The 22,122-nt window shown below is 62.3% G+C and carries 21 protein-coding genes and 2 tRNA genes; 10 read left to right on the forward strand and 13 right to left on the reverse strand.

Annotated elements, in window-relative coordinates; genetic code table 11:
* Positions 1–35: 35 nt before the first annotated feature.
* From AB0O52_RS14460 to AB0O52_RS14495, 8 genes are all read left to right on the forward strand, one after another.
* The gene (locus AB0O52_RS14460; RefSeq protein ID WP_364538667.1) at positions 36–545 is read left to right on the forward strand and encodes a methylated-DNA--[protein]-cysteine S-methyltransferase; all 510 of its coding nucleotides are present in this window, start codon (positions 36–38) and stop codon (positions 543–545) included.
* Between the two features lie 11 nt (positions 546–556).
* On the forward strand, positions 557–1,252 hold the full coding sequence (locus tag AB0O52_RS14465; RefSeq protein ID WP_364538669.1) for an alpha-ketoglutarate-dependent dioxygenase AlkB: 696 nt from the start codon (positions 557–559) through the stop codon (positions 1,250–1,252).
* Positions 1,253–1,308: 56 nt separating this feature from the next.
* Positions 1,309–1,911 carry a DNA-3-methyladenine glycosylase I gene (locus AB0O52_RS14470; RefSeq protein WP_364538671.1) on the forward strand — a complete coding sequence of 201 codons (603 nt, stop codon included), beginning with the start codon at positions 1,309–1,311 and terminating at the stop codon, positions 1,909–1,911.
* A 307-nt stretch (positions 1,912–2,218) separates the two neighbouring features.
* Entirely contained in the window at positions 2,219–2,581 is a 363-nt protein-coding gene (locus AB0O52_RS14475; protein ID WP_364538673.1) for a metalloregulator ArsR/SmtB family transcription factor, read from the forward strand.
* Positions 2,578–3,639, forward strand: coding sequence for a cation diffusion facilitator family transporter (locus tag AB0O52_RS14480; protein WP_364538675.1), 1,062 nt, complete (start codon positions 2,578–2,580; stop codon positions 3,637–3,639). The genes AB0O52_RS14475 and AB0O52_RS14480 overlap by 4 nt, the downstream gene beginning before the upstream one ends.
* Positions 3,640–3,791: 152 nt before the next feature.
* A complete protein-coding gene (locus AB0O52_RS14485) occupies positions 3,792–5,147 on the forward strand; it encodes an FtsW/RodA/SpoVE family cell cycle protein (protein ID WP_364538677.1) in 1,356 nt (451 codons plus the stop codon).
* A 622-nt stretch (positions 5,148–5,769) separates the two neighbouring features.
* Complete coding sequence (locus AB0O52_RS14490; RefSeq protein WP_364538679.1) at positions 5,770–6,174, forward strand: metalloregulator ArsR/SmtB family transcription factor; 405 nt, start codon at positions 5,770–5,772, stop codon at positions 6,172–6,174.
* Complete coding sequence (locus AB0O52_RS14495) at positions 6,149–6,619, forward strand: SRPBCC family protein (protein ID WP_364538681.1); 471 nt, start codon at positions 6,149–6,151, stop codon at positions 6,617–6,619. Before AB0O52_RS14490 ends, AB0O52_RS14495 begins: the two co-directional genes overlap by 26 nt.
* Positions 6,620–6,661: 42 nt before the next feature.
* On the opposite strand, the gene AB0O52_RS14500 is transcribed toward AB0O52_RS14495, so the two are convergent.
* Together AB0O52_RS14500 and AB0O52_RS14505 are read right to left on the reverse strand one after the other, a co-directional pair.
* Positions 6,662–7,531 (reverse strand): rhomboid family intramembrane serine protease, encoded by an 870-nt coding sequence (locus tag AB0O52_RS14500; protein WP_364538683.1) that lies wholly within the window; start codon positions 7,529–7,531, stop codon positions 6,662–6,664.
* Positions 7,532–7,552: 21 nt separating this feature from the next.
* Positions 7,553–8,095 carry a peptidylprolyl isomerase gene (locus tag AB0O52_RS14505; RefSeq protein ID WP_364538684.1) on the reverse strand — a complete coding sequence of 181 codons (543 nt, stop codon included), beginning with the start codon at positions 8,093–8,095 and terminating at the stop codon, positions 7,553–7,555.
* 153 nt (positions 8,096–8,248) lie between these two features.
* Here AB0O52_RS14505 and AB0O52_RS14510 point away from each other — a divergent pair, with 153 nt between their 5' ends.
* Both AB0O52_RS14510 and AB0O52_RS14515 read left to right on the forward strand, forming a co-directional pair.
* Positions 8,249–9,259 (forward strand): hypothetical protein, encoded by a 1,011-nt coding sequence (locus AB0O52_RS14510; RefSeq protein WP_364538686.1) that lies wholly within the window; start codon positions 8,249–8,251, stop codon positions 9,257–9,259.
* Between the two features lie 125 nt (positions 9,260–9,384).
* A complete protein-coding gene (locus tag AB0O52_RS14515) occupies positions 9,385–10,269 on the forward strand; it encodes a glycosyltransferase family 2 protein (RefSeq protein WP_364538688.1) in 885 nt (294 codons plus the stop codon).
* A gap of 15 nt (positions 10,270–10,284) precedes the next feature.
* Here AB0O52_RS14515 and AB0O52_RS14520 read toward each other — a convergent pair whose 3' ends face one another.
* The 11 genes from AB0O52_RS14520 to dnaN form a co-directional block, all read right to left on the reverse strand.
* A complete protein-coding gene (locus tag AB0O52_RS14520; RefSeq protein WP_364538690.1) occupies positions 10,285–11,193 on the reverse strand; it encodes a DMT family transporter in 909 nt (302 codons plus the stop codon).
* A 67-nt stretch (positions 11,194–11,260) separates the two neighbouring features.
* Positions 11,261–11,336, reverse strand: a tRNA-Ala gene (locus AB0O52_RS14525).
* A 72-nt stretch (positions 11,337–11,408) separates the two neighbouring features.
* Complete coding sequence (locus tag AB0O52_RS14530; protein ID WP_364538692.1) at positions 11,409–11,525, reverse strand: DLW-39 family protein; 117 nt, start codon at positions 11,523–11,525, stop codon at positions 11,409–11,411.
* A gap of 57 nt (positions 11,526–11,582) precedes the next feature.
* Positions 11,583–11,656: transfer RNA gene (locus AB0O52_RS14535), tRNA-Ile, on the reverse strand.
* A gap of 113 nt (positions 11,657–11,769) precedes the next feature.
* Complete coding sequence (locus tag AB0O52_RS14540) at positions 11,770–12,465, reverse strand: DUF3566 domain-containing protein (RefSeq protein ID WP_364538694.1); 696 nt, start codon at positions 12,463–12,465, stop codon at positions 11,770–11,772.
* Entirely contained in the window at positions 12,462–15,197 is a 2,736-nt protein-coding gene (gene gyrA, locus AB0O52_RS14545) for a DNA gyrase subunit A (RefSeq protein ID WP_364538696.1), read from the reverse strand. Before gyrA ends, AB0O52_RS14540 begins: the two co-directional genes overlap by 4 nt.
* Before the next feature lie 62 nt (positions 15,198–15,259).
* The gene (gene gyrB / locus AB0O52_RS14550; RefSeq protein WP_364538698.1) at positions 15,260–17,335 is read right to left on the reverse strand and encodes a DNA topoisomerase (ATP-hydrolyzing) subunit B; all 2,076 of its coding nucleotides are present in this window, start codon (positions 17,333–17,335) and stop codon (positions 15,260–15,262) included.
* 397 nt (positions 17,336–17,732) lie between these two features.
* Positions 17,733–18,287 (reverse strand): DciA family protein, encoded by a 555-nt coding sequence (locus AB0O52_RS14555; RefSeq protein WP_364538700.1) that lies wholly within the window; start codon positions 18,285–18,287, stop codon positions 17,733–17,735.
* A complete protein-coding gene (recF, locus tag AB0O52_RS14560; RefSeq protein ID WP_364538702.1) occupies positions 18,274–19,467 on the reverse strand; it encodes a DNA replication/repair protein RecF in 1,194 nt (397 codons plus the stop codon). Before recF ends, AB0O52_RS14555 begins: the two co-directional genes overlap by 14 nt.
* A gap of 23 nt (positions 19,468–19,490) precedes the next feature.
* Positions 19,491–20,411, reverse strand: coding sequence for a phosphogluconate dehydrogenase (NAD(+)-dependent, decarboxylating) (gnd, locus tag AB0O52_RS14565; RefSeq protein WP_364538861.1), 921 nt, complete (start codon positions 20,409–20,411; stop codon positions 19,491–19,493).
* A gap of 59 nt (positions 20,412–20,470) precedes the next feature.
* On the reverse strand, positions 20,471–21,595 hold the full coding sequence (dnaN, locus tag AB0O52_RS14570) for a DNA polymerase III subunit beta (RefSeq protein ID WP_364538704.1): 1,125 nt from the start codon (positions 21,593–21,595) through the stop codon (positions 20,471–20,473).
* Positions 21,596–22,122: the final 527 nt, after the last annotated feature.

Here is a 22,122-nt window from a genome sequence, read left to right on the forward strand (position 1 = left end):
CCTCACACTTCGACCGCCTGCAGCGTCTACCAGACATGACCACCGGGCACACAATCATTGATTCGCCGCTGGGCCGGCTCACGCTCACTGCCCGGGACGAGCTGCTCACCGGCATCTTCTTCGAGGGTCATTGGCATATGCCGCCTTCGGAATTCTTCGGTGCAGCCGTCCCCGCCGGGGATCCCTTGTTCCGGCAAACCGCCGCTGAACTTGGCGAATACCTGGCTGGCGAGCGAACCGTGTTCGACGTACCGTTCAAGGCTTCAGGGAATCCATTCCAGCAGCGGGTCTGGGCCCGACTCGAAGAAATTCCGTACGGGGAAACCGTCAGCTACGGAGAACTGGCCACCGAACTGGGCGATCGCAACCTTTCCCAGGCCGTCGGCTCGGCGGTTGGCCGCAATCCACTGAGCATCATCATTCCGTGCCATCGGGTTGTGGGGCGCGACGGGAAGCTCACCGGTTACGCCGGCGGGCTCGACAACAAACGGTTCCTCCTGGAACTCGAAGAACCAGCCGCGGCGAAGGAAAGCAAGCTCTTCTAATGGAGCCCAGCATGAGCTCAGGATGGACGGAACCGCTGTTTCCGCTTGAGTTGCCGGACGTGTCCGACGCCGGTCCACGGGAGATCGCGCCCGGCGCCGTACACGTTCCCGGCTGGCTGGGCCTTGAGCAGCAGCGGTGGATCGCGGCCCGTTTCGAAGAGTGGACGCGGGGTCCCGTCCCTTTGCGCGCCGCCGTCCTTCCGGGCGGGCACCCCATGTCCGTCCGGACGGTCTGCCTCGGCTGGCATTGGCAGCCCTATAGGTACACACGCGAGGCCTTTGACGTCAACGGGCGGCGGGTGCTCGACTTTCCTGACTGGATGGTTCGCCTGGGCCGCAAAGCACTGTTCGAGGCCTACGGAGACGCCGCCGAAGCCGCCGGCTACACGCCGGACACCGCGCTGGTGAATTTCTACGACGAGGCGGCCAAGATGGGGATGCACCAGGACAAGGACGAAAAGTCCCGGGCCCCCGTGGTGTCGCTCAGCATCGGAGACAGTTGCGTCTTCCGCTTCGGAAACACAGAGACGCGCACGAAGCCGTACACCGACGTCGAGCTGTCTTCAGGCGACCTGTTCGTCTTCGGAGGCGCATCCCGTTTTGCGTACCACGGCATCACCAAAGTGCTCACCGGAACGGCTCCTGAAGGCTGCGGGCTGCTGAGAGGCCGGATCAACATCACGATGCGCGTCACTGGAATGTCGTAGGACCGGGGGACAATGTCAACAACAGCTTCTGCCCGGCTCCCCGTGGAGGAATACCCATGAACCCGCCCCAGAACGGCACCATCATTGGCGACGACGGCCTTGCCCGCCCGCCCTGGGCATCCGTTGACCCGCTCATGCGCGAGTACTACGACCACGAGTGGGGCATGCCTGTACGGGACGAACGGGGCCTGTATGAGCGCATCAGCCTTGAGGGATTCCAAGCCGGCTTGTCCTGGGCCACCATCTTGCGCAAGCGCGACGCGTTCCGGTCCGCTTTCCTGGACTTCCATCCTGATAGCGTTGCGGCTTTCACGGAGGCGGACGTCGAACGGCTGATGCAGGATTCGGGCATTGTGCGCAACCGCCTCAAGATCCGTGCGGCCATCACCAACGCCAAAGCCACGATCGCATTGCGGAGCGAGGGCGGGCTGGTGGACTTCGTGTGGTCGTTCCAACCGGAGACGACGCCGGAACCGCGTACCTATGCCGACGTCGCCACCCAGTCGCAGGAGTCGATCGCGCTTTCCAAGGCCCTGCGTAAGAAGGGCTTCGCTTTCGTTGGCCCCACAACCATGTATGCGCTGATGGAGGCGATCGGCATGATCGATACGCATCTGCTCGACAGCCACCGTCGGGGCAGCTCCGGAGTTTGGCTCTGATATCCACCCTCTTTCCACAGAAGTGCGTAACTTTATCCACAGCTGTGGACAATTCATGTGGACATCCACGTACATGAAGCCTGGATCCCCGACATTCAGGTGACAACCAGGTCCCCGCGCCATGGACCGATGGTTTTACCCAGTGTGCACAAGGTTGTGGATAGTGTCCGCGGGTTCACTGAGAGTTCACTCCCGAAGCATTGAGAACTTCATTCGGGCCCCACTGATCGTGGCGCCCGATCTACTTCGTCTTCGCTATCCCGGGTCCTCGATGTGGTTTGCCCGCGGTGTATGAAAGAATCTGCGTATGAATGCAGATAGTAGGGGTTGCTCGCTCGGAGTCGACAGCCAATACGTTGAATTGGCTGTGGAAGTGTTCGCGATGCTGGCCGATGCCACGAGGGTCCGGATCGTCCTCGCGCTCCGGAACGGCGAAATGGCCGTCGGTGCATTGGCGGAACTCGTAGGGAAGTCCCCGGCGGCTGTATCGCAGCACCTTGCCAAAATGCGCTTGGCGAGAATGGTTTCCACGCGGCAGGACGGAACCAGGGTCATGTACCGGCTTGAGAACGAGCATGCCCGCCAGTTGGTCGCGGATGCAATATTCCAAGCAGAGCATGCCCTGGGCGGCACCCCGGCACACCACCGCGCGGAACAGGAACCGGCATGAGCAGTCACCAGCAAGTTGGTCACCACGAGCACCACGTCCACGTCCACGTCCACGACCACGACCACGACCACGACCACGACCACGACCACGACCACGACGGACACTCGCACGAGCATCACAAGGGTCTCAAGGGGTGGCTGTACGAGCTTTTCGTCCCGCACTCCCACGATGCCGCCGATTCGATCGACAATGCCCTTGAGTCCAGTACACAGGGCGTCCGGGCACTTAAGATCAGTCTTTTCATACTCCTGGGCACCACCGTCCTGCAGTTCCTCGTGGTCCTCATCAGCGGCTCGGTCGCATTGCTGGCCGACACCATCCACAACTTTTCGGACGCTCTCACCGCAGTGCCATTGTGGATTGCGTTTATTCTGGGACGTCGCACGGCGACTCCACGCTACAACTATGGATACGGACGGGCGGAGGACCTTGCGGGTCTGTTCATTGTCGGCGTCGTCGCGCTTTCGGCAGTAGTGGCCGCGTGGCAATCCATCGATCGCCTGTTCCATCCGCAACCCGTGCACAATCTGTGGTGGGTCCTTGCGGCCGGACTCATCGGCTTTGCGGGCAATGAAATTGTGGCCGTGTACAGGATCAGGGTCGGCCGGCAGATCGGGTCCGCTGCGCTCGTCGCCGACGGCGTGCATGCGCGCATTGACGGATTCACCTCGCTCGCAGTGGTGCTTGGCGCCGGCGGTGTGCTGCTCGGTTTCCCTTTGGCGGACCCGATTGTCGGCCTGCTGATTTCGGCGGCCATCATTGTCCTGCTCTGGGGGACGGTGCGCAGCATCGGTCGGCGCTTGATGGACGGTATAGAACCGGAACTGCTGGACAGCGCCCAGGCCGCGTTGGAAATGACACCCGGCGTACTCTCCGCGCCGAAGCTGCAACTGCGTTGGGTCGGACATCGCCTCCACGGCGCAGCGACGATTGTCGTCGCCAACGCGCCGCTGTCAGCAGTGGAAGAAACTGTCGGCGAGGCCAGGCATCGGCTTGAGCATGCGCTCCCCAAACTCGATGACATGGTGATACAAACCGTTACGGACGCCGGGCGCTGAGCAACCGGATCCTGTTCCCAACCGCTGCCCAGCCGCTGCCCAGCCGCTGCGGCTATGATGGCCCACTGAACCTTACGTTGAGCCACTGACCCGATCTTGAGCCACTTAACCGGACCCGCGCAGCTGCCCGAGATCCACGAAAGAAGATGCCCATGAGCCAGCAAGCGATTCTGGCGAAGCCTCGCCGAAACGTGGAGATGGTGCTGTTGGTGCTGGCACTTGGCGTGGGCATTGGTGCCCTTGCAATGACCAGCGTGGACAAGAAGGAAGCCCTTGACGTGGGATTCTGGCTTCAAGCGGGCACCTTGACGGCGCTGGCCGGGATCTTCCACGTTGTCCTGCGGTTCAAGGCAAGGTATGCGGATCCGGTGATCCTCCCCATTGTGGTGGCTTTGAACGGCCTCGGCATCGCCATGATCCGACGCCTGGATGCGTCAAACGGCACTACTGCCGGGACTAACCAGCTCACATGGACAATCGTCTCGGTCCTGGTCGCAGCCGCCGTGCTTTGGCTTTTGAAGGACCACCGGCTCCTGCGCCGGTACACCTTCATTGCACTCGCGGTCAGCGCCGCCCTCCTCATCCTTCCCCTCGTTCCGGGTATTTCCGCCGGAGACATCAACGGCGCGAATGTCTGGATACGCCTCGGTTCCCTGCAGTTCCAGCCTGGCGAGATCGTGAAGATTACTCTCGCCGTCTTCTTCGCGGGCTACTTGTCCTCCAACCGGGACTTGATCCTGCTGGCCGGCAGGAAATTCGGGCGCCTGCAGTTCCCCAGGATCAAGGACACCGGACCGATGATCACCGCTTGGGCCGCGAGCGTCGGCGTACTGGTCTTCCAGCACGATCTCGGCATGTCCATACTGCTGTTCGGCCTTTTCATCGTGATGATCTATGTTGCGACGAGCCGGGCCAGCTGGCTCGTCCTCGGCGTCGTGCTCATGCTTCTGGGCGGATACTCGGCAGCAAAGATCTTTTCCCATGTCGGCTTGCGCATTGACGCCTGGATCAATGCCTTCGACCCCCAGGTCTTCACCCGCTTCCCCGGAGGTAGCGCCCAGATCGTCCAGGGTCTCTTCGGAATGGCCGACGGCGGCCTGATCGGCAAGGGCCTCGGGCTCGGAAGCCCGGACCTTGTGCCTTTCGCGAACAGCGACATGATCATCGCTTCCCTTGGTGAAGAACTCGGCCTGATCGGGCTATTCGCGATCGTTCTTCTCTACTTGCTGCTTTTCACGAGGGGATTCCGCGCCGCCCTGGGCATCCGGGATGCCTTCGGGAAGCTCCTTGCCTGCGGGCTGGCCTTCTCCATGGCCCTCCAGTGCTTCATCATTATCGGCGGCGTCACGCGACTCATTCCCCTCACTGGACTGACGACGCCGTTCCTCTCCGCGGGCGGATCCTCCCTCCTTGCCAACTGGATCATCGTCGCCCTCCTGCTTCGGATCAGCGACGCAGCACGCAGACCCCAGACAGTTGCTCCCCACACCGAGCACGCCCCCGTCTGAGATGCCACTTCTTCCGGCTGGGCGAGCGGCCAACCGGACTATCGCAATCTGTTGATACCCACGTAGCGAGGCCCTCCTGGCCGTCGACGCGGTAGTTACACACTTAACAACAGGCAACTACCCACAAGTTATCCACAGTTGGGGAAAAGCTGTCCCCGCAAAGTGGAAAACTCCCGGAACGGCGGCCCTCAGCGGCAGGGAATGACACCGAACTACAGCAATGTGAGTTATTAACAATGTTGATAACTCTCTTGATACCGCGGTCTCACGGCTGCCACCCTTGACGTTGTCCACAAAGCCCGGAATAACGCACTTCTTATCCACATACCCACAGGCCAGTGGGTAAAAGTTTTCCACAGATGTGGACGTTAATCCCCAGGGCAAAGCGCAGCCCCTGCCATCCCGCCCCTGAGAGTCCATTCGCCATCGAACTACACCCTTGTAAGTTACACACATTGTGGATAACCCCTGTGGAAAACATATCCAGGGGTGTTGACGGACCCGACGCCCAGCTCTAGGCTGAGCTTATTCAATGAACTAGTTGATAAACCAATTACTTGAGTACTGCGGTGGATTCGGAAAATCCGCAACCCTCGAGTCTGGAGCAGGGCAGGGGAGAAGCATGCCGGACACGATTGGTATGGGGGTGCTGGATCAGGAAGGCCAGCTCAATAGGGCGTTCATGGCCCTCGCTGATCCTGTCCGCCGCAAGATACTGGCGCGGCTGGCCTTGGGCGATGCCACCGTCAATGAGATCGCCCAGCCCTTCACCGTCACCCTCCAAGCCATCTCCAAGCACCTTCAAGTGCTCGAGGGTGCAGGGCTCATCACGAGGAGCCGGGAAGCGCAGCGCCGTCCCTGCCACTTGAACACCACGGCGCTGGGTCCCTTGGCCGAGTGGATCGAGAATTACCGGCTTCAGGCCGAGGAACGTTTCGCCCGGTTGGACGAACTATTGGCCAGCACAGCCCACAAGGACAATCCGGAAAAGGAGAAGGACAATGAGCACCAACACAACAACCATTGATGTCGCAGCGGGCACGCCGTTCATCGACACGAGCCGCGACTTCGATGCGGCGCCGGAGCGGGTGTTCCAGGCTTTCACGGATCCCGAACTCGTCGTCAAATGGTTGGGTCCCCGTCGACTGGAAATGCGCCTCGAGTCCTACGACGCGCGCACGGGGGGCAGCTACCGCTACGCGCATTTGGACGGCCAGGGCAACGAGTTCGGCTTCCGTGGCGTCTTCCACGAGGTCCAGGAGCCGTTGCGGATCATCCAGACCTTCGAATTCGACGGCGCCCCTGGGCAAGTCACCTTGGATACCACCAGGTTTGAGGACCTCGGAGGCCGCACACGGGTGGTGCAGCACTCCGTGTTCCCCTCCGTGCAGGCCCGGGACATGGCAGTAGCCAGCGGCATGGATGCGGGCATCAAAGAGTCGATGGACCGCTTGGAGGAACTCCTACGGTAAGGAACTCCGACGGTAAGGAACTCCGACGGTAAAACGGAGCGGCTAGCCCGCAGCGGCCCGAAGGACGGTGGCCAGGACCAGGACTCCGGCCACCAGGGCCATGCCGGCAGTCTGCAACAACGCCTGGCGCGGTCCACGCGGAGCAAAAGCGATCACGCCGGCACACAGTCCGCCCGTGATGAGTCCGCCCAAGTGGGCCTGCCAGGCGATTCCCGGGACAACAAAGCCAATCACGCCGTTGATGACGATAAGGATCCACAATTGCCGGGTATCTCCGCCGCGCCGGCTTTGGATCACCAGCAGTGCGCCGAACAGGCCGAATATCGCACCTGACGCGCCTACGACCGGGATTGCAGGCAACGCCGGCGTCAGGAGCATGAAACCAACTGAGCCGCCAATGGCGGACAACAGATAAACGGCGAGGAAGCGGACGCGGCCTAGGACGGGCTCAAGTACCTGGCCAAAAATCCAGAGCATGTACATGTTGAGCACGATGTGCAGGACAAAGCCCTGTGAATGGACAAAAGCGCTCGTCAGCATCCGCCATGGCTCGAATGCCCCGTACTGCGGAGTGGCGTAAACGGACGCGAAAGCAAGCTGCTGGAAAACTGCATCGGCGGGAATCAGCCATTGCAGCACGTACACCAGGGCGCACAGCCCGATAAGCAGGTACGTCGCCAAAGGACGTCCGGTCGCGACAGCGCCGCCATAGGCGGAACGCACTGCCGGCGTCGAACGCTTCATTTCATTGACGCAGTCAATGCATTGGAACCCGACGGCGGCCGCCCGCTGGCATTCGGGGCACGCAGGACGCCCGCAACGCTGGCACCGCACGTAGGAGGGCCTGTCCGGGTGCCTGGGGCACACCGGAATGTCAGCGGACGGCTCTGCCGCCGGGATTCCGTAACTCATACGCTGTTCAGGCTCCGTGGATCAGAGCTGGACGATGTCAATGCTATTGATGACGACGTCTTCAACGGGGCGGTCGCCCATGCCGGTGCGGACAGCCTCGATGGCGTCGACTACCTTCTTGGACTCTTCGTCAGCAACCTCACCGAAGATGGAGTGCTTGCCGAAAAGCCAATCGGTGTTGACCGTGGTGATGAAGAACTGGGAACCGTTGGTGCCCTTGCCCATCTGGACGCCGGCGTTGGCCATGGCCAGCTTGTACGGGGTGTTGAAGTTGAGTTCCGGGTGGATCTCGTCGTCGAACTTGTAGCCCGGTCCGCCGATGCCGCGACCAAGGGGATCGCCGCCCTGGATCATGAAGTCCTTGATGATGCGGTGGAAGATGGTGCCGTTGTACAGCGGGGTACCGGTCTTGTCTTCACCGGTCTCCGGGTGCGTCCAGGACTTTTCGCCTGTGGCCAGGCCAACGAAGTTGGCGACCGTCTTGGGCGCGTGGTTGCCGAAGAGGTCAACCACGATGTCACCGAGGCTCGTGTGGAAAGTTGCTTTTGCGGTTGCGATGGTCATACGGCCATTGTTTCACGCGGGGTCAACGCAGAGTCGGCCAGGAAGGCGGTTCCGCGCTAGGTGAAATCTTCCATGAATCCGGTGGATGAATAGCCGGTGCCGAACAAGCGACGTAGGCTAACAACAAACGAGCATGTTGATCGGGAGGTAGTTGTGAAGAAATCGGACCGGATTGCCCGCGAACTTGAACACACCGTTGCGAATGGTGTCGAAAATGCAAAGGACTGGGCGACGCCGCGCGTCGAAGCAGCCGTGAACTGGGCGGTTCCCCGTATCCAGCACGGAATCGACACCGCTTCGCCGAAGCTTCAGGAAGGCCTGAAGTCAGCTGCACACAACCTCGCCGACGGCGTTGCAATCGTCACGCCGAAGCTCCAGGAAGGCCTGGCGAACCTCGCACCGAAAATCCACGACGTCGTCGAGGACGCCTCACCCAAGATCCAGGAAGCCCTCAACAAAGCCACCCCGGCGCTGGGCCACGCCCGGGACAAAGTTGTTGAGGAATACCTGCCCAAGCTCTCAGAGCAGCTCGGGCAGGCCTCCGTGGTTGTCCACCAAGCCCTTGAGAATGCACCCGCGCAGGTGGACGCCGTCGCCCAGAAGCTGGTGGACTCGGGAGTGGTCCACAATCTGCAGGAGCAAGCGCAAGCCACCGGGGCCCAGCTGAAAGCCGCTGCGGAGGAAGCGTCCAAGGCCGTCTCGAAGGAACTCGCCAAGACCAAGAAGCCGAAGAAGCGCGGGCTCTTGATCTTCACGGTTATTGCAGCAGCTGCCGCGGCCGGGGTCGCAGCGTGGAGGGCCAGCCGCCCGGTGGAGGACCCGTGGAAGACCCCCGCCCCGGTGACACCATCGCCCGTGCCTGCCGCAGCGGCAGCCGAAAAAGCCGCTGACAAGGCCAACGAAGCCGCCGCCAAGGTAGCTGACAAGGTCGACGAGGTGAGGCTCAACGTAGCGGACAAGACCGAAGCTGTGGCCGAGAAGGCAAAGCACGCCGTCGAGGACGCAACGGACACCGCAGCCCAGGTGGCAAGCGATGCCAAGACAGCCGTAAAGAACATCGCAGCCAGCCTCCACAAGGACGAAGCGGCCAAGGACGAAGCGGCCAAGGACGAGGCAGCCAAGGACGAAGCAGCCAAGGACGAAGCCGGCAAACACGAGGCCTAGCCGAACGACGTAGATTAGCTCCGCATTGAAGGGATTCCGGTTCGCCGGGATCCCTTCAATTGTTTGGCCACTTGTCACCCGGAGGCTTCCCTGAGGAGCACCGCCCTGATGTTAGATTTATGGTGATGCCAGCCGATAGATCTTTCGTAGATGCAGCAACCAACGCAGCCGTCGCACCCGTGAAGCCGAGCGTTTCAATCATCATCCCGGCCTACAACGAGGAAAGCGTCGTGCGGCAATGCCTGATCGCGGCCATCTACCAGTCAGTGCCTGCGGACGAGATCATCGTCGTGGACAACAGATCCACGGACCGCACTGCGCAGATCGTCCAGCAAATGCAGCAGGAATACCCGGAGAGCCCCATCATCCTGCTGAGCCAGGACGAGGCCCAAGGACTCATCCCCACCCGCAACTTTGGCCTCAATAGCGCCACGTCTGACATCCTCGGCCGGATCGATGCCGACTCCGTCGTGGAGCCTGACTGGGTTGAGCAAGTCCAAAAGGCCTTCGCTGATCCCTCGGTGCAGGCGGCCACAGGTCCCGTGGTCTACTACGACATGCCCATGCGTCGATTCGGACTCAAAGCCGACGACAAAATGCGCCAACTCATGCTTCGGCTTGCGAAGCACCAGTACCACTTCCTTTTTGGATCCAACATGGCCCTTCGCCGTTCCGCCTGGGAAACCATCCGCGACGAAACCTGCCTGGATGAAAAGGACGAGATGCATGAGGACATCGATCTTTCCCTGCACCTTGCCGACCACGATCTCAGGGTGCAGTACTGGCCTCAGATGGTCTCGGGGATGTCTGCACGCCGGCTTGAGGATTCACCGCGCGACTACCGCTATTACGTGACCCGCTTCGACCGCACCTACAAGGCCCACAACGTCAAGAAAATGGCCCTGAAGGCCCCCATGGTGGTGTTCTTCTCCGTCTACTTCCCGGCCAAGCTTCTCCGGGCCATCCACACGGCCAATGCAGGCCAAGGCGTCCGCCGCGGCGGCCTGTAGCCGCGCGAACCGAACTCAGTCGGTACCAAGCCCGGCAATCTTGCCCTCCGCATCGCCCTTGCCCTGCCGCTGACCGGCGACGACGACGGCGAGTCCAACCAGGATCAGGGCGAGTCCCGCGTAGGTACCGGCCGGCAGGGACTCGTGCAGGAAGACAGCGGCGAGAAGAGCTGCGCCCGGAATCTCCAGCAGGATGATCATGGACACCAGGAGCGGGCTCATGGTCGCCAGGAGATGGTTGAAGGCGGTGTGGCCCACCAGTTGCGCGCATACGGTGATGGCCACGATCCCCAGCCAGCCGCCGGCGTCGAACCCTACGAGCGGCTGGCCGCCCGTGAGGGCCAGGACAGCGACGATGGCCGCGCAGATCCCATAGCAAAGGCTCGTGTACGTTCCGATGCCCATGCTCTGGCGGGCTTTGCCTCCGGCCAAGGTGTACAGGCCTGCCAGGGCGCCTCCGGCGAGGGCCAGGATGTCACCAAGGAGGGCTTTCGGCGAGTTGCCCATATCGAAGCCCGTGATGGCCGCGACGCCGCCCAGCGCGATACTCAGGCCCACCAGGACCGGCCAGCGGTGCCTGGTGCCGCGCAGGAGCTGGAAGACGGCGATCCACGCAGACTGCAGGCACACAAGGGCGGTAGCAGCCGCCACTGACGTGAGCTGGAGCGCCGTGATGAAACAAGCGAAGTGGAAGGCCAGTGCCACTGCTGCGACAGCGGACCAAGTGAATTCGTTGCGGGTGATCTTGCGGAACCGGCGCGGCTCACGGACCAAGATCGGCGAGGCCATGACGACGGCGGCTATTGCGTTGCGCCAGAAGGCGATAGCCAGTGCCGTGACGGAGGTAGCTCCAAGCGTTCCGGCGATGAGGGGTCCGGATGATGCGACGCCGAGCACACCCAAAGCAGCAACAATGACGTTCACATTCCAACCTTAGTGGGGCGGCTTAAAGCAAAGAGTCCCGGTCATTTCTGACCGGGACTCTTTCTTATGGTGGAGGCACGGGGACTCGAACCCCGAACCCCCTGCTTGCAAAGCAGGTGCGCTACCAATTGCGCCATGCCCCCATAAGAAGCAACCCGTCCATACTACCCTAGTTCCTTCGATGGTTTGCACCATCTCCAGACCGGGCGCGTTTGCTAGTCAACCGTGTCGGTTGCCTTGCTCCAGACTGTTTTCCGGGCTTCGGATTCCTGCACTTTCCTGTAGAGCAAGACGCCTGCGACCGCAGCTGCAACTACTAGCAACTTCTTCACATGCACCCCGTTCCGGTTCAGTTTCCCGAACCTTTAGCAAAACCTGTGCAGGCTCCGTGGGCGTACCAGGACTTGAACCTGGGACCTCTTCGTTATCAGCGAAGCGCTCTAACCGCCTGAGCTATACGCCCCGATACCTCTTCGGGCCGAGACATGACTTTACAGCACATCCCGGCCCGATCTCAAATCGAGGTATTTTCACCACTGTTTTCCAGCAGTTTCCCCCAAATTCGGACCATTTGGGTTAGTCGTCGGTGAGGGTCACGCCAATGCCGCCCACGAGTGTTGCGGCAATGTTATAAAGCACTGCGCTCAGCATGGACAGGGCAGTCAGGAGCACAACGTTCACCACGGCAATGATGGTGGCGAAGGAGGCCACCTGTCCGAGCGATGCGACCTTCTTGAGTTCGAAGCCACCGCTTTCCGAACCTGCCAGGGTGCCCAGAAGGCTGTCCACTTGGTTGAAAATGCCGGTGAGGTCCAGAACGGTCCACAGCACGATAGCGGCAATCACAGTCACGATGCCCAAGGCAACGGACAACAGGAATGCCATCTTCAGGACAGACCACGGATCTACCTTGCTGACCAGCAGACGGGCGCGGCGAACCTTCGCCTTAGGTGCCGGCTTCACAAGCCCTGGAGCCCCGGTGGCCGGCCGCTGCTGGCCCTGCACGGGCCTCTGGCCGGGCGCAGGGGGACGCTGGCCCGCCGGGCGCTGCGTTCCTGCGGGACGCTGGCCTGGAACCGCCGGGCGCTGACCGGGAACGGCCGGGCGCTGACCGGGGACCCTTTCCGCGCCGGTTCCTGCCGCACCCGAAGCGGATGCCACAGGGCGCTGCTGGGGACGGGCCGGTGCGTCTACCCGCGGAGTAGCCGACGGCTGCCGCAATCCTCCAGGGACACCCGTACTCGGCTTGGGATATGAGTCCGAATTGCTCACTCGTTACCTCCGGTGTTGTCTTCGTTCAGCTCGACGCCGGACCCATTGCCGGATCCTGCGGCCGATCCCGATTCGGCCGTTGCGGTCGCCTGATCGGCGCCGCCGTTTGCAGCCAACGTTACGTCATCGTCCGTCCCGGACGTTCCTCCGAGAGGATTTTCGACATTATTGGGGCTTGAAGCGTCGTCTGTGCCCTCGCCCTGATCGTCGTCGGACTCCTCGAGGCCGCGTTCGCTGTTGCGGGCCACCTCGATGATGCGGTCGTTCTTGTCAGGCTTCGCGAAGATGACGCCCATGGTGTCACGGCCCTTGGCAGGAACGCCGGCCACGGCGGAGCGGACAATCTTGCCACCCTCCATGACCACCAGGACTTCGTCTTCTTCGTTGACGATCAACGCACCGACGAGGTCGCCTCGCTCTTCCTGGAGCTTGGCCACTTTGATGCCCAGGCCGCCACGGCCCTGGAGCCGGTACTCCTCGACGGCGGTGCGCTTGGCGTACCCGCCTTCGGTCACCACGAACACGAACGAGCCATCCTGGACGACGTCGGCCGCGAGGAGTTCGTCGTCTTCGCGGAACTTCATGCCGGTCACGCCCGAGGTGGCGCGCCCCATGGGACGCAGTGCCTCGTCGGTCGCCGTGAAGCGGATCGACTGGCCCTTGCGGGAAACCAGGAGGAGATCGTCGGTTTCGGACACTAGCTGCGCCGAGACAAGCTCGTCCCCATCCCGAAGGTTGATGGCGATCACGCCAGCCGTGCGGTTGGTGTCGTAGTCTTCCAGGCGCGTCTTCTTCACAAGGCCGTTCTTGGTGGCGAGCACCAAGTACGGGGCCTGCTCATAGTCGCGCAAGTCCAGAACCTGGGCGATGTGTTCGTCCGGCTGGAAGGCCAGCAGGTTTGCAACGTGTTGTCCCTTGGCGTCACGGCCGGCCTCGGCAAGCTCGTACGCCTTGGCCCGGTACACGCGGCCCAGGTTGGTGAAGAAGAGCAACCAGTGGTGCGTTGTGGTGACGAAGAAGTGCTCCACGACATCGTCGCCGCGAAGCTGGGCACCCTTGACGCCCTTGCCGCCTCGCTGCTGCGAACGATAGTTGTCGCTTCGGGTCCGCTTGACGTAGCCGCCGCGGGTGATGGTGACCACCACTTCTTCCTCGGGGATGAGGTCTTCCATCGACATGTCACCGTCGAAGCCCATGAGGATGTGGGTCCGGCGGTCATCGCCATGCTTGGCCACGATCTCGGCCAGTTCCTGGCTGATGATGTCGCGCTGGCGCTGCTCGGAGGCCAGGATCGAGTTGAACTCCGTAATCATGGCCTCAAGCTCGGAGTGCCTGTCCTGGATCCTCTGCCGTTCCAACGCGGCAAGCCGGCGCAGCTGCATGTCCAGGATGGCGCGGGCCTGGAGCTCGTCGATGTCCAGCAGCCCCATCAGGCCATCGCGGGCGGCCTCGGTGGTGTTGGAGGCCCGAATGAGCGCGATAACCTCGTCCAGCATGTCCAGGGCCTTGAGAAGTGCGCGCAGGATGTGCGCCTCTTCCTCGGCCTTGCGCAGCCGGTAGCGGGTCCGCCGGACAATGACGCTCATCTGGTGGGCAACCCAGTGCCGGATGAAGGCGTCCAGGCTCAGGGTGCGGGGCACGCCGTCGACGATCGCCAGCATGTTGGCGCCGAAATTGTCCTGCAGCTGGGTGTGCTTGTAGAGGTTGTTGAGCACCACCTTGGCCACGGCGTCTCGCTTGAGCACGATCACCAGCCGCTGTCCGGTACGGCCGGACGTCTCGTCGCGGAGGTCCGCGATGCCATGGATCTTGCCGTCCTTGACCAGTTCGGCGATCTTAATGGCCAGGTTGTCCGGGTTTGCCTGGTACGGAAGCTCGGTGACCACCAGGCATGTGCGGCCCTGGAGCTCCTCGACGTTGACTATGGCGCGCATGGTGATGGAGCCGCGGCCCGTCCGGTACGCGTCCTCGATGCCCTTGTGGCCAAGGATGGTTGCACCGGTCGGGAAGTCCGGACCCTTGATGCGGACGAGCAACGCCTCAAGCAGCTCTTCGCGGCTGGCCGTGGGGTTGGCCAGATACCATTGCACGCCATCGGCCACTTCGCGGAGGTTGTGCGGCGGGATGTTGGTGGCCATGCCGACGGCGATTCCGGAGGAACCGTTGACCAGCAGGTTGGGGAAACGCGCCGGCAGGATGGTGGGTTCCTGGTTCTTGCCGTCGTAGTTGTCCTGGAAGTCGACGGTTTCCTCGTCGATGTCGCGGACCATTTCCATGGCCAGCGGGGCCATCTTGGTTTCGGTGTATCGCGGAGCCGCAGCACCGTCGTTGCCCGGGGAACCGAAGTTACCCTGGCCCAGCGCCAGCGGATAGCGCATGGTCCAGTCCTGGATGAGGCGGACCAGGGCATCGTAGATCGCGGTGTCACCGTGCGGGTGGTACTGGCCCATGACCTCGCCCACGACGCGGGCGCATTTGTTGAAGGAGCGGTCCGGGCGGTAGCCGCCGTCGAACATCGCGTAGAGCACTCGGCGGTGGACGGGCTTCAGGCCGTCGCGGACGTCCGGAAGCGCGCGGCCAACGATAACCGCCATCGCATAGTCCAGGTACGAACGCTGCATTTCCGTCTGCAGGTCCACCTGGTCTACGCGGTCGGTCAGCACATCGCCCTCAAGTACGGGTTCCGGAATGCCGGCCGACTCGGCGGGAATCTCGGGGGTTTCGTCGCTCATATTTTATGATTTCCGTTTCAGGTATATGTCAGTATTGGAATATTCCTAGGGCTTGGAAGTCCCTAGATATCCAGGAACCTGACGTCCTTGGCGTTCTGCTGAATGAAGTTCCGGCGCGATTCAACATCCTCACCCATGAGTACGGAGAAGGTCTGGTCTGCCGCCAGGGCATCGTCCATGGTGACTTGCAGGAGCGTGCGGTGGTCCGGGTCCATGGTGGTGTCCCAGAGTTCTGTGTAGTCCATTTCGCCGAGGCCCTTGTAGCGCTGGATGCCGTTGTCCTTGGGGATCCGGCGGCCGGCGGCCTGGCCGGAGACCAGCTTGGCGTCACGTTCACGGTCGCTGTAGACGTAGTCGTGAGGGGCGTTCGACCACTTGATCCGGTACAGCGGCGGCTGGGCCAGGTAGACGTAGCCGTTCTCAATCAGCGGACGCATGTAACGGAACAGCAGCGTCATCAGCAGCGTGGTGATGTGCTGGCCGTCCACGTCGGCATCGGCCATCAGGACGATCTTGTGGTACCGCAGCTTGGAGATGTCGAAGTCCTCGCCGATCCCGGTTCCGAAAGCCGTGATCATGGACTGGACTTCATTGTTGCCGAGGGCCTTGTCCAGGCGTGCGCGCTCCACGTTCAGGATCTTGCCGCGCAACGGCAGGATGGCCTGGGTTTCGGGGTTCCGGCCACGCTTGGCCGAACCGCCTGCGGAGTCACCCTCGACGAGGTACACCTCGCAGCGCGAAGGGTCCTTCGAGGAGCAGTCCGACAGCTTGCCCGGCATGCCGAAGGATTCCAGGGGGCTCTTGCGTCGCGCGTTGTCGCGTGCCTTCCGGGCGGCCATGCGGGCCTGGGCCGCCTGGACAGCCTTGCGGATGACGTCACGGGCCGGGCCGGGGTTCCGTTCCAGCCAGTCGCCGAGCTGGTCGGTGACCACCCGCTGGACGAAGCCTTTGACCTCGGAGTTGCCCAGTTTGGTCTTGGTCTGGCCCTCGAACTGGGGTTCGGACAACTTCACCGAGATAACGGCGGTGAGACCCTCCCGGATATCGTCACCGGTGAGGTTGTCATCCTTTTCCTTGATGATCGTCTTCTCGCGCGCGTAGCGGTTGATGAGCGACGTCATCGCGGAGCGGAAGCCTTCTTCGTGGGTTCCGCCCTCGTGCGTGTTGATGGTGTTGGCGTACGTGTGGACGCTCTCGGAATAGGCCGTGGTCCACTGCATTGCGACCTCGACGGCGATGTGCCGCTCCGTGTCTTCGGTTTCGAAGGCGATGACGTCCTCGTGGACGACGTCCACCTTCTTGTTCGAGTTCAAGTGCTTCACGTAGTCGAGGAGACCGTCGTTGTACTGGTAAACTACCGTGCGGTGTTCTGCCGCCACTTCGCCCTCGGTGGCAACGGCGTCGAGATCAAGGTCGTCGTCGCCTGCTCCTGCGACAGGACGCTCGTCCGTGAGGGTGATGCGCAGCCCCTTGTTGAGGAACGCCATCTGCTGGAACCGGGCGCGGAGGGTTTCAAAATCGAATTCGGTGCTCTCGAAGATGGTGCCGTCCGGGTAAAACGTCTGGGACGTTCCAGTCTGGTCCGTTTCTTCGCCCTGGACGAGTCCGCCTTGCGGCTTGCCGCCGTCGGCGAAACTCATCCGCCAAACGTGGCCCTGGCGACGCACCTCGGTGTCGACCCTGCGCGACAGCGCGTTGACGACGGAAATACCGACGCCGTGGAGGCCACCGGACACCGCATAGCCGCTGCCGCCGAACTTGCCGCCCGCGTGCAGAATGGTCATGACAACTTCGACGGTCGGCTTCTTTTCCGTGGGGTGCATGTCCACCGGAATGCCGCGGCCGTCATCCACGACTTTCACGCCGCCGTCGGCCTGGAGGGTCACTTCAATGTGGCTGCAGTACCCGGCAAGAGCCTCGTCCACCGAGTTGTCCACCACTTCATACACCAAGTGGTGGAGGCCGCGCGGGCCGGTGGATCCGATGTACATGCCCGGGCGCTTGCGCACCGCTTCGAGACCTTCAAGGACGGTGATGTCGCTCGCACCGTACTCCTTGGACCCCGAGGGTGTGTCAGGCTTGTGGGCGTTCTCCTTCGCGGGATCTACTGCCAAGGTCTCTGCATTGTCGTTAGCCACAGGCGCTTTCGACTCCTCCGTGTTCGATGGTCGCCGGCCGTCACCGCACCAAGGAAGCACGTCCGTCAGGACACACCACAGGGATACGGCAGCCGCCAACAGGGACGTCACTGCTAACGCCGGCTACTTCGTGATTGGCGGATCCGCTGTTGCAAGTGCTGTTCAGCGGAGCCAATCAACGTTCACCGGCGCCCAGTTGTCTATCCCGATTCTATCGTGACTGAGCGCTCTTCCTTGCAAAACCCGGCCCTTATGCTCAGGAAACTAGCTCTGGGAGGCCGCTGGCCCCATCTGCAAGCCGCCAAAACGGCACCCTCTAGGGAGCTGTACAGTCCGGGGAGGTTTCTCGCCCCTGTGCGCCGTTCACGCAAATCCGCTGACCCGGGTGCCGATGAAGTTACCCGTAGGTATCCCGGGGACCCCGCCCATTGACGCTTCGGCCGCCCTTGCGCCAGCTCGGCGCGGTGGGCGCGAGTACTTGAATGGACGTCACCACTCCGTCTCCGAGTTCCCTTCGGAACATGTCCAGGAGGCTGGTGCTCAGGAGCCTGAGCTGCGTTGCCCATGCAGTGGAATCGCAGCGGACATGGAGCGTGGTGTCCGTGAAGCTCTCCGGAGTGCAATGCGCGGAAATCTCCGGCCCCACCAAGGCATCCCACTCTGCCATCACGGAGCCGACGGCCACTGGAGTTGTCCAGCCCCGTTCGGCCACGAGCCTCCCGACGACTTTCCCCAGGCCAAGCGGATCCCGGCCGGTGCCGTGGAATTGACTGAATCCGCGGGTGTCGCGGACCCCTCTGCGTTTAGGAGCGGCGCCCGTCCGCGGGGCGGCGCGGCGGATTTCGCCCCGCGCGGCGGCCGCTTCGCGCATCCGGTTCAAAGCTGATTGGGCAGCGTCAATCTCGTCAGGGTCCCTGCCCGGCTGGCGTCCGCCGGGGCTATCCTTCTCCATCAATGCCTCCGGGCACAACCTTTACGCGTCGCCCCGCCAGTTCCTCGGGAATGTCGGCGTCGACGGCGGCCGTCACCAATACCTGCTCGGCGCCGGCCACTATTGCAGCCAGTTTACGCCTGCGCTGCACATCCAGTTCGGCAAACACATCGTCGAGGATGAGGATCGGAGCGGAACCGCCGGTGCGGGTGTCATCGAGCATGACGTAGTACGAGGCCAAGCGCAGGGAGAGGCACATGGACCAAGTCTCACCATGGGAGGCATAGCCCTTGGCCGGAGCTTGGCCCAGAACCAGTTCCAGTTCGTCCCGGTGGGGTCCGACCAGGGAAATCCCGCGTTCCAACTCCTTGCGGCGCGAGGCAGCGAAGGCCTGGACGTAGCGCTCAGTGAGTTGATCCACGGACAGCAAGCGGAGGTCCTCCACCCCTTCCGAACCTTCAGCCGGCCGCTCGGCGGGACCGCCGTCGTCGTCCAAGACGCCTTGAATGGTGGAGCGGTAGACCGCGCCGGCCTCTTTGGATCCATCCGTCAGTTGCGCGTAAGCGCTCTTGAGATGAGGTCGGAGCCGTTCCACGAGTTCGAGCCGGGCGTGCAGGAGTTCCGCACCGGCCCGCGCCATGTGCTGGTCCCAAACATCGAGCGTCGCCTCGTGCCCGGTGGTGAATTTTCCGGTGCGGGCCGATTTCAAGAGGGCGTTGCGCTGTTTGAGCACGCGGTCGTAGTCGCTGCGGGTCGCCGCGTGCACCGGCATGAGGCTGACCAGCAGTTCGTCGAGGAATCGACGGCGATTGGACGGATCGCCTTTGACCAAGGCAAGGTCCTCGGGTGCGAAAAGCACGGTCTGGCAAATGCCCAGGATGTCGCGGGCACGTACAGGATTTCCGCGGTTGATCCGGCCTCGGTTGGCACGGCCGGCATTGATTTCGAGCTCGACCACCGTCGATTGTTCCCCGCGGACGAGTTTCGCCCGGATCAACGCGCGGTCCGTGCCGAAACGCAGGAGCGGCGCATCCGTGCTCACGCGGTGCGAACTCAGGGTGGCCAGGTATCCGATGGCTTCCATGAGGTTCGTCTTGCCGATGCCATTGGACCCCACCAGGACGGTGACACCGGGGCCGAGCTTGAGGTCAACCTGCGCGTAGCTGCGGAAATCGGTCAGCGAAAGATGTTCGAGGTACACGCGTGCTGCTGGGCGACCGGGGCCTATTTGGCCGGACGGGTGGCGTGGCCGCCGAACTGGTTGCGCAGCGCGGACACCATCTTCATGGCCGGCGAGTTGTCTTCGCGGGAGGAGAAGCGGGCGAAGAGCGCGGCGGTGATTGCCGGAGCGGGGATCGCGTTGGCAATCGCTTCTTCAACGGTCCATCGGCCCTCGCCGGAGTCCTCGACGTAGTCCCCGATGGATGCCAGGCCCGGATCTTCGTCCAAGGCTTTGACCATGAGGTCCAGGAGCCAGGAACGGACAACCGTGCCTTTTTGCCAGGCACGGAAGGTGCCGGGCAGGTCCTTGATGATGTCCTTGGCCGCAAGCAGCTCGTACCCCTCGGCGTATGCCTGCATCAGACCGTATTCGATGCCGTTGTGGACCATCTTGGCGTAGTGGCCCGCTCCGACGCCGCCCACGTGGACGAAACTGTCGGCACGATCGCCTTCAGGGCGGAGCGCGTCGAATACCGGCATGGCCAGTTCGATGTCCTCATCCGCGCCGCCTGCCATGAGTCCGTAGCCGTTCTGCAGGCCCCAGACGCCGCCCGAAACACCGCAATCGGCGAAGCGGATGTCCTTGGACGCCAGGAAAGCCGCGTGTTTCTGGTCTTCGGTGAAGCGTGAGTTGCCGCCGTCGATGACCATGTCCCCGGCGGAAAGCTTCTCGCCGAGTTCGCCGATCACGGCATCGGTGATGTCGCCGGAAGGAACCATGACCCAGACGAGGCGCGGCGTCGGAAGGGCAGCGATCAGTTCGTCAACGGATGCGACGTCGGCGATGTCCTGATTGCGGTCGAAGCCAGTGACTTCGATTCCGCCCTTGCGCATGCGTTCGCGCATGTTGAAACCCATTTTTCCAAGGCCGATCAGTCCGATGTGCACAGTGTGAACTCTTTTCTGCGTTGGTGTTTTTGGTATTGACCCGACTGGCTCGCACTTGTTGTCGTTTCGGGGCCCAGAACGACAACTATTGCTAGCTAGTTGGGGAGGCGGACGGGCATCACGAGGTAGCGGTAGTCGCCCTTGTCATCGCCGTCGGCGTCAACCTGGGCGGTGATCATCGCCGGCTTGGGCGCCGTGGTGAAGGAGAAGCGCACGAACTTGGTCTCGATCACGCTCAAGCCTTCCACGAGGTAGTGCGGGTTGAAGGCCACCGTGATGTCTTCACCGCTGAGCTGGGCTTCGAGTTCCTCGGATGCCTGAGCGTCTTCGCCGGTACCGGCGTCGAGGTTCAGCTGGCCTTGGGTGAACGCCAGGCGAACCGGCGTGTTTCGTTCGGCGACCAAGGACACGCGGCGAACGGCTTCCACGAGTTCCTGCGTTTGGACCGTTGCGTGGATCGGCGTGGAATCCGGGAACAAGGACCGGATCTTGGGGTAGTCGCCGTCGACGAGCAAGGAAGTGGTGGTACGCCCGCCGCTTTCGAAGCCAATCAGCCGGCTGTCGTCATCGGCGAGGGCGAGATGGATGTCGCCGCTGCCACCGAGGGTTTTGGCTACTTCGTTGAGAGTCTTCGATTTCACCAGGGCACTCGTGGAAATTCCCGGGGTGACGGGCTTCCACGGCACTTCGCGCATGGCGAGGCGGTATCGGTCCGTGGCGAGGAGGGTGATCATGTCATCCTCGATCTCCATCCGGACACCGGTGAGGATCGGCAAGGTGTCGTCCCTGCTGGCCGCGATGATGACCTGTGAAACGGCCTGGGCGAAGGCGTCGCCGGGCAAGGTTCCGCTGATGGCGGGAAGCGCCGGAAGCGGGGGGTATTCGGATTCCGGCATCGTGGCGAGATGGAAGCTGCTTCGACGGCACGTGAGGGTGACCTTGCTGCCATCGGTTTCGATTTCGACGGGAGCCGAGGGGAGGCTGCGGCAGATGTCGGCCAAAAGGCGCCCGGAAACCAGGATGGTTCCCTCGGCGGTGATGTCAGCTGGAATCTCGAGACGGGCGGAGGTCTCGTAGTCAAAGCTCGAGAGACTCACTGTTCCGGCTTCTGCCTTGAGCAGGAGACCTGAGAGTACCGGGACGGGCGGCCGCGGAGACAAGGACCGGGCTGTCCATGTGACGGCTTCTGCCAGGACATCCCGCTCGACTCTGAACTTCACGGAAGGGTGCCGCCTTTCATTGCTGCTGCCAGTGTTCCACCGGAAACTCCCCCAGGAGCCCCGAAATCCGGCGCCCGGAACCCGAAGCTGCCGGGTCCGCGGTGAGCGAACTACAAAGCAGCGCCAAGGATGGACGCGATGCAGACAGCTTAGCCGGAACTTCGGGCATTAACCCATCCCCGGCCTGCCGGCTTGTGGTTCGAGGCAGCCACGGGCTGCGTCGATGGGCGGGCGGAAGGAGATTGTTATTTGAGGGAATTCATTTTTTTGGGATTAGTAGTGTTAATAACCCCTGTGGAAACTGTGGATAACCGCCTCTGGACCCGCAGTTCCGCGGTTAAGCCCTGTTCACGATATGTGGGTGACAGGGGTTTTAAACAGGGTGTGGACGTGGATAACCCCCAGGGCCGTTTTTAACGATCCACAGACGGCTTAAGGGTTTTAAGCCCATTAACCGTGCTTGTCCCCTTAAGTATCCACAGGCTTATCCACATGTGCCTGTTAATAAGGTATGTAGTACCTCGAGG

The organism is Arthrobacter sp. NPDC080073, from assembly GCF_040686575.1.
In the GTDB taxonomy this organism is placed as follows: domain Bacteria; phylum Actinomycetota; class Actinomycetes; order Actinomycetales; family Micrococcaceae; genus Arthrobacter.